This is a genomic window from Streptomyces silaceus, from assembly GCF_001419745.1.
In the GTDB taxonomy this organism is placed as follows: Bacteria; Actinomycetota; Actinomycetes; order Streptomycetales; family Streptomycetaceae; genus Streptomyces; species Streptomyces silaceus.
The window spans coordinates 1-7,337 of the sequence record NZ_LIRJ01000303.1 but is presented as its reverse complement, the minus strand read 5'-3'; the positions used below and the strand labels follow the sequence as shown (position 1 = coordinate 7,337).

The following is a 7,337-nucleotide window of genomic DNA, read 5'->3' as shown; positions in this document are numbered from 1 at the left end:
CGCAGGTTCGAATCCTGCCGGGGGCACTCGCCACACAGCCAGCCTGAATCAAGCGCTGAGCTGGGCGGATGCCGACATGAGAGAGCGGGAGTCAGTCTCACTGGCTCCCGCTCTTTCTTGTTATCTCTCACCGTCCGCGACACACCTCCGACACACCTGGCAGGACGCTGGTCGATCTACGGCAGCATCGACTCGCCAGCACCCGCTACTGCGGCGTCGGACGAAAGACCTTCGCCTGACACGAAGCCATGGCGAGGGGCGTCCGATGTGGGGGGTATACCGCTGAGCCGCAGACCTCAGCTCCACAAGGCCCAACAGTCGCATCAATCGATTCCGCCCACTTGCACAGATAACTACCTGCACATCGCGTCGAGCTGTACGATATATGCCCGTCTTTAGGAAATTAGGGGACAAGATGTCGCGGCGCATGTTGCGGGAGACTCACCCACTGGTCTTCTCGGAAATCTCCGCCGTGGAGCCTGCATCGGTTGATCCAGACTCACTGACCACGGGTAGCGGGAGATTCATCCTGTGGAAGTGTCGTGAGTGCAATCAACAGTGGCGTGCCCGAGTAGTTGACCGGACGAAGGGCGGCGGGCACGGATGTCCTCACTGCTCAGTCGTGTCGAGGCGCAATGCGTGGAGAATTCCACCCGCCGGTATGTCCCTTGACGACCTCTTTCCAGACGTTGCGTCCGAGCTTGTCGAGGTGACCGGGCAACCGGGACGTACCGCAGTCAGCCTCCACGCTGGTTCAAACAGATCATGCGTTTGGAAGTGCTGCCGCTGTAATAATGAATGGAAGACCACTCCGAACGCGAGAACACAAGACGGAAGCGGATGTCCTGACTGCGCTCGAACTCGCAGCAGAAGAGAGCGGGAGATAGTAGTCGAGGAGTCGGTGTCTCTCGCCGCCCGCTACCCAGAGATCGCCAAAGAATTCGTCGCTGCCATTGATGCGGACGAGATGCCCCCTACCTCCATACACCCTTCCTCTGTACGTGAGGCCAAGTGGAAGTGTGCGACATGCGCACACGAATGGGATTGTAGCGTAAAGAAGCGCACCTCCGGAGGCAGTGGTAGCGGATGTCCACGGTGTGCACGTCTCCGCACCATCAATGCCCGCCGAGTAGCACGTGCCGGAGAGTCGCTTGCAGACATCCATCCGGAAACGGCGGCAGAGTTTGTCGAGAATTTGGACAATGACCTAACCACATCACAACTAAAACCGAACAGCAATTACCGGTGCAGGTGGCGCTGCCGCAGCTGCAAGAATGAGTGGATTACCGATCCGAACAATCGCACATCCGGAAAGACTGGCTGCCCCGCTTGCTTCGAATCCCGGCGTGGCGAGTGGAGGCGTCGGCCTGACGGAACATCACAGACCGCCCATGAAGCACTCGGAAACATCGTGGGCGAGTTCGTAAGAAATGAGACCTCTCCGGGATTCGACCTCACCATGCTTCGATCTGGGTCTAGCGATAAGTGCACCTGGAGGTGCGCGACATGCGGACACACATGGGTAGCAACAGTCAACTCCCGCGCTCGAAGCGGGTCCGGATGCCGCAAGTGCTATGACCGTCGCATCGCCACCCATCGCCGGCAGCCAAAGAAGGGGATGTCCCTTAGTGATCTCTACCCGCGAATCAGTCAGTCCTTTGTCGAGAATTTGACAACCCCCGGAGCGGGACCCGACCAACTCAGGACACGCAGCAACGATCGCTGCCAGTGGCGATGCCCCAACGGGCACGAATGGGAGACGAACGTTCTGTCGCGAACCTACGGTTCAGAATGCCCAAAATGCACCTCTGCAGGCAGGTCTCGATTCGAGCTCGAAGTCCAATGCCTCTTGGAAGCGTCTTGCGGAACGAAAGTTGTCTGCGATTACGAGGTTGAGCAAGTAAAGGGAGCATCGGGACGGCCACTACGAGTGGACCTCTTCGTACCAAGAGTTCAGCTGCTAATTGACCTAGACCCGCTGTATACGCATAAAGCAGAACGGATTATTGCGAAAGATTCAAGAAAAAGTCTACTATTTCGCACCCTGGACTATGTGCGTTTACGGGCTGAAGGCCTGCCGCATGTTCCTGGTGAGACGGTCATCGTCAATGACGCAACCAAAAATGGTATCGACGCCTGGACCTGGACCACTGCACTTCGATCTCTAATCGTTGCCCGCGGCCTTGAGTTCAAAGAATTGACCCACCCAGAGAAGGAGACTGCCCTTCATGATGCTGTAGACATGTGGGCGCAAATTAAGGGAAAGCCGAGATACGCCTCAGCCGCCACCGAACACCCCCGACTAATCGCCGAATTTCGGAGGAATCTGACCAACCCATCATTTGATCTGAGTCTGCGATCCCCTTCATCTTTCGACACTGTGGAATGGCAGTGTCAAGAATGTGACCACGTATGGCAATCTTCAATTCGCAACAGGACGAGAGGGTCGGATTGCCATGCCTGTCACCGGCGAGGGGTGAACAGTCGGAACACATCGCGTTCATTGGCTCCCCCTGGCGAGTCTCTAGCGGAGCTTCGGCCCGACATTGCTGCTCGTTTCATTAATTGCCTGACGGATCCGAGTCGTAACCCGCAGAACCTCCGACTGAAGAGTAACCTGAAGTGCGAGTGGTACTGTCAGACCGGCCAACACATCTTCATTTCACCTGTGTTCGCCGTGGCGGATAGGCGGCGTTGCTGCAATTGAATGACAAACCGCCGCCGCCCAATAATTGAGCATAGTTTCATTACGGCTGGCTGGTCAGTCTTCAGAAGTGCGCCGGATTTGGGTCACAGGATCCAACTCCGGCGCACAAATCGGCTGTGCCTCTTACACCCAGTCGCCGTCTTCCTCGAGAGACTTGGAAATCTTGGCGTTAGCGGCTTCCTCGTCGCCGTCGATGCAACCGTGGTATCGGCGGTGGATGACCTCTGGCGAGTTGCCCACACGCCGTGCTACCTCCGCGATGGGGACTCCAGCGTTCAGCCAACTCGTAATGCAGGCGTGGCGCAGGTCGTAGGGGCGCCCGGCAAGAGGCGAATCGACGCGGTCAGGAGGGAGCGCATAGCGTCGCGCTTCCTCCCACGCCCGCCAGTAGGTGGATGAACCGACTACTCCCCCACGCTCGTTGCCGAAGACACGGCCTTCGTTGGCAGTCCCAAACTCCTTGAGATGCTCTCGAAGGATGCTGGCCAGTACGGGCGGAATGGGGACGGGTCGATCGGTGGAGGCTCCGCGAGCCTTCAGGCCTCTACGGTCGTGCCGTTCCCCGGAGTCGGTCCACTGCTTGCCAGACACAGGGCGCGTCTCTCGCAGCGTGAGCGTGCCCCAGCCCTTCTCTGGCAGGTGACAGTCCGAAAGCCGTAGCCCGACGGCTTCGGCCGGCTGCAGCCCGGCGCAGTAGAGGACCGCGTAGAAGGCCACGAGGCGGCGACCGCGGCAGCGGTCCCACGAGCCGACGTATGAGACGGCAGCGAGCAACTGCCGTGCCTGTAGGGCGTTGACCAAGACTCGGCGGTCTACGACATCGTCGGAGCCGACGCGCTTGCGGCGGACACGTGAGAGCGGGTTCTCCGGCAGCTCTCCCACAGCTACAGCATGCTCGAGCGCGGCGTTCAGGGCTCGACGCCGCCGCTTGTACGTGTCCCCCGCCGCAGGGCTGCCGTCCAGCTTGTAGCTGACGCGGTACATCACCGCCTCGACCACCTCGGCATGAGCCACGTCAGCCAGCAGCCGGTCATTCGCGGTGACCCAGTCGTACGCTGCTTTGAGGGCGGTCGGCGGATCCTCCCCCTGGTTCGCAGGCACGATTCCCCACCTGAAGGCCAACCGTAGAGACTCATCCGCAGGGGTGTCCTCCCCCCGCTTGACCATGGCTAGCGTCACGGCCGCGAGGCCGTCCGCCATGCCTTCCCTGGTCTTAGCCGCGCTCGTACGCCACCGGCCGGCCACGTACCTCCGGCAGAACTCGAACCAGTGCAATGGAGTGGCGGCAGCCGCCGCCACTGTGGCTTCTGCTGCAGCGCGTACCTCGGACTCTGGCAATCCCGATTCGATCTCGAATGCCTCGCCACGTCGGTTCACGGCCTGCCACAGCTCGGAGCGTCGACTCTCCGCGAGTGCCGACGTAGTGAACGTATGACTGTGCACCCGTCCTGCTACCACCCAGCGAAGGCGCCACGGGCGTGACTTGCGGCCGGTCCTGGAGAGCCTGCCCTCAACACGTGTCGTCGCTGCGTGGATCTCGGGGGCCGCACGCTGAATGAACCGCCCGACGATGGTGTCCGGACCATACCGCTGCACGATCTCGTGCAGTCGCTCAGTCGGCGTGGTCTGCATCCCGTCGGGCGTCGTCGTCATGTCGCAGTACAGCAGAGCGTCGACCAAGAGATCATCTCATTTGGTGAGTCTGCGGAAGCAGATGAGTGTGCAGGTGATGCTGGTGAAGGCCAGAAAGTGGATGGCCTGGCGTTCGTAGCGGCGGTGGAGCCGGCGGCATCCTGCGAGCCAGGCCATGGTGCGCTCGATGGTCCAGCGATGGCGGCCCAGCTTCTGCGATGTCTCGACTCCCTTGCGGGCGATCCGGGGTGTGATGTGTCGTGACCGGAGCCATTGCCGCAGGTGACGGTTGTCGTAAGCCTTGTCGGCGTGCAGCTTGGCGGGACGTCGACGGCGGGGTCCGCGCGGGGATCTGATCGGTGGTATGCCCCGCACCAACGGTTCGAGCGCCTGACTGTCATGGAGGTTGGCGCCGGAGATGCCGACAGAAAGCGGAAGCCCAGTCCGCTCAGTGATCAGGTGGATCTTCGAACCAAATTTGCCGCGATCCACCGGATTCGGACCCGTCAGGTCCCCTTTTTCAGGGCCCGCATGTTCACCGAGTCGATCGCGCATCGCGACCAGTCCAGCTCTCCTCGCGAGCTCAGCTCGTCCAGGACCAGCCGGTGCAGCTTGGCCCAGACCCGCTGCCGGCTCCACTCCATGAACCTGCGATGAGCCGTGGCCCCCGACGGCCCGAACACCGGCGGGACCTGCGACCACATGCATCCTGAAGTGGCCACGAAGACAATCGCCGCCAGCACCTCACGATCCCCATGACGACGCCGACCGCCACCCTGCGGCCGCATCGGCGCCTCTGGGACCACCCGCTGGAACAACTCCCACAACCCGTCCGGGACCAGACGCTCAGTCAGCAACACAACACCAGACTACCGGTGAAGCCAATTGAGATGGCCTCCAAGTCCGGTCGCTCAAGCTCGAACTCTGCCTCTAGCTCGCCGCTCAGCCCTCGCTCCTCGGCTTCGAGAAGGGCACAGGAGTGGTGAGCAACGAGCCAAGTGACCCGGTCGTCTGCCTCTTCCTGGTCTCGAAGGAATCGCGCCCCGTCCAAGGGATGAAAGCCGGTAGTGGCGATGGCCGGCGAGTACCCGATGTCGTGCAGTATCGCCGCGGCTTCCAGCAACTCAGCATCGTGGCCCATGATCGGGCCCAAGAAACGAGCGCGCTTGGCAACCCCCAGCGAGTGCGCCCACCGACGCGGGAGGGGATCGGACAGCAGCGATTCGGAGAGCGAGTACGCCCACTCAGTCAGCCCCATGGCGGCCAAGGCTACGGCCGGCCGTTGAGAGTTGGGAGAGTGCGCACGGTCCGCCCCTTGCCGTGGACGGTAGGAGCAGGCCATTCCCCCTCCATCTGGGCAAGGATGCGGTGTACAGCCGTACGAAAGGCCCCGAAGCGCTCGCAGCGCTTCACTCCACCCCTCACGTCGCACTATCGCTCGATGCCAGGATCCCGCGCGCCGAAGGCCACCGCCTTTCAGCAACGCCATGCTCAGGGCCCAGCCAGGCTGATCTGAAAGTTGCCCCGGCTTGCGGCAAGTTGAGCAAGACTACCCAGGTGCTCGCAACCTTGAAGTCCTTTCTAGGCTGGTCCTCTCTCCTGGGCTTAACCGTTCTTCCCTGGTTAGCCATTGCTGGATCCGCCGCGCCTACCTCGACCGCCGTAAGCCGGTGGATCCAACGCCATCTCGAATCGTTTGATGCTCGGTACCTGGCGTGGGCGCGAGGGCGGGCTGATCGACATTTGAGTAACGCCTATCGAAACCTGTCATTTCTCGGACTCATTGAGCTGGGGCACCAGAGGGCCCTTCAGCAGGCGGTCAAGAAGTGGTACGCGGCTTCCCCGTTCGCGGCCCTGACCGCCGCCGTCAAACTAATGATCTTGACGTGGGCTCTGCTCAGCACCGCCCCGTTCGTTAGTAACCTGAGAGGGGCTTGGGGGCGAAGAGAGAGCATCAGGGATGAATCACCTCTCGGCTCTCTTCTGGCACAGGGGGGTGACGCAGCCGGATGGTTGGCGTCGCTCACAACTTGGCCTTGGGGCACGCCAAGCTCCGGAGTGACAGTAGCGATCGTGCTCATGCTGTTCCTGATGCTTCTACGGGTGCTCCAGGCAGTGATGCCAATCTTCCGTAGGGTGCAGGATCATGGCCCCATTTCACCGGACCCCTATGCAGGACTATCCCCCAGGTTCGAAATTCTCTTGAGTCTCGTTCGGGGACGCTTTGGGGAGACATCAGTGTATAGGCCTGTAGTAATCCTGACCTCTCGGGCTGGGATAGTTGGCCGCGCACGCGCCAGACGCAAGGCTTGGGCATCCAATGCCCCTTTGTACACACCTAGAGTGGACATCGCCGATGCGGAGCGGGCCATCTGGTCTGCCTGGCGGCTTCGTCATGGCCACGTGCGGCGCGTTCACCGGCGCCAGCTCAAAGACCATGCAGCGGAGGTAATCGGCGCGCTGAGACTTGCCGAGGGACGGCAAGAAATTGACGCTGATACCGCCGAGGTCTTTGAAGACCTGGCCAAGATGCTGCTGAAGATTGCTGAGCGATACGCAGAGGGGCGCACCGGCGCGTTACTGGATCCCGAAGACCTTGCTGGTGCTCCCAAAGCAGTGAACCGTGAGTGGATACGCCTGGCTGGCCTGGGAGGCACAGTGGCCGGAACGGCCGTGGGAGCGTCACTACTCGGGCTACCCGACTCTACAACGACCGTGCTTGTCGGAGTTGCCACTCTTGTCGCGGTTGGCCTCTTCTACGGGGCGAAGTTCTTGCCCACAGATCTCGTTGACATTGCCATGGGACAGAGCCGCAGATGATTGCAGGGAGCGCGGTGCGTAGGGCAACACCACCAACCGCGGCATCAGCGTCAGTACGAGCCTCGCGACACACTTCCGACACAGCCTGAGCTACCGCTCGTCCCCATCCGGCTCCGATGCAGTTCACAGGGGTTGCGGTAGCTCATCGGCACGCTCTCTCCGGAGCCGTGTGCGCAGG

General features: G+C 61.4%; 4 protein-coding genes and 2 pseudogenes. 2 read left to right on the top strand and 4 right to left on the bottom strand.

The window, feature by feature from the left end:
• Window positions 1-385 precede the first annotated feature (385 nt).
• Window positions 386-2,707: a zinc-ribbon domain-containing protein gene (locus AOK22_RS44040; protein ID WP_157872287.1), complete on the top strand. Its 2,322-nt coding sequence runs from the start codon at window positions 386-388 to the stop codon at window positions 2,705-2,707.
• 123 nt (window positions 2,708-2,830) lie between these two features.
• Here the strand turns inward: AOK22_RS44040 and AOK22_RS26310 are convergent, their stop codons facing one another.
• The 4 genes and pseudogenes from AOK22_RS26310 to AOK22_RS42985 all read right to left on the bottom strand — a co-directional run.
• Complete coding sequence (locus AOK22_RS26310; protein ID WP_244165005.1) at window positions 2,831-4,387, bottom strand: tyrosine-type recombinase/integrase; 1,557 nt, start codon at window positions 4,385-4,387, stop codon at window positions 2,831-2,833.
• A gap of 9 nt (window positions 4,388-4,396) precedes the next feature.
• Window positions 4,397-5,193 (bottom strand): IS5 family transposase gene (locus tag AOK22_RS40055; protein WP_244165007.1). Its coding sequence is split into 2 segments (ribosomal slippage): window positions 4,397-4,858 and window positions 4,861-5,193, totalling 795 coding nucleotides; the frame shifts between segments, so codons are not numbered across the junction.
• A 44-nt stretch (window positions 5,194-5,237) separates the two neighbouring features.
• Window positions 5,238-5,597 (bottom strand): annotated as a pseudogene (locus tag AOK22_RS26300) (HD domain-containing protein); the annotation flags it as partial.
• An 11-nt stretch (window positions 5,598-5,608) separates the two neighbouring features.
• A pseudogene (locus AOK22_RS42985) lies at window positions 5,609-5,749 on the bottom strand (GntR family transcriptional regulator); the annotation flags it as partial.
• 933 nt (window positions 5,750-6,682) lie between these two features.
• Here AOK22_RS42985 and AOK22_RS41540 point away from each other — a divergent pair.
• Entirely contained in the window at window positions 6,683-7,159 is a 477-nt protein-coding gene (locus AOK22_RS41540) for a hypothetical protein (protein ID WP_157872286.1), read from the top strand.
• Window positions 7,160-7,337: the final 178 nt, after the last annotated feature.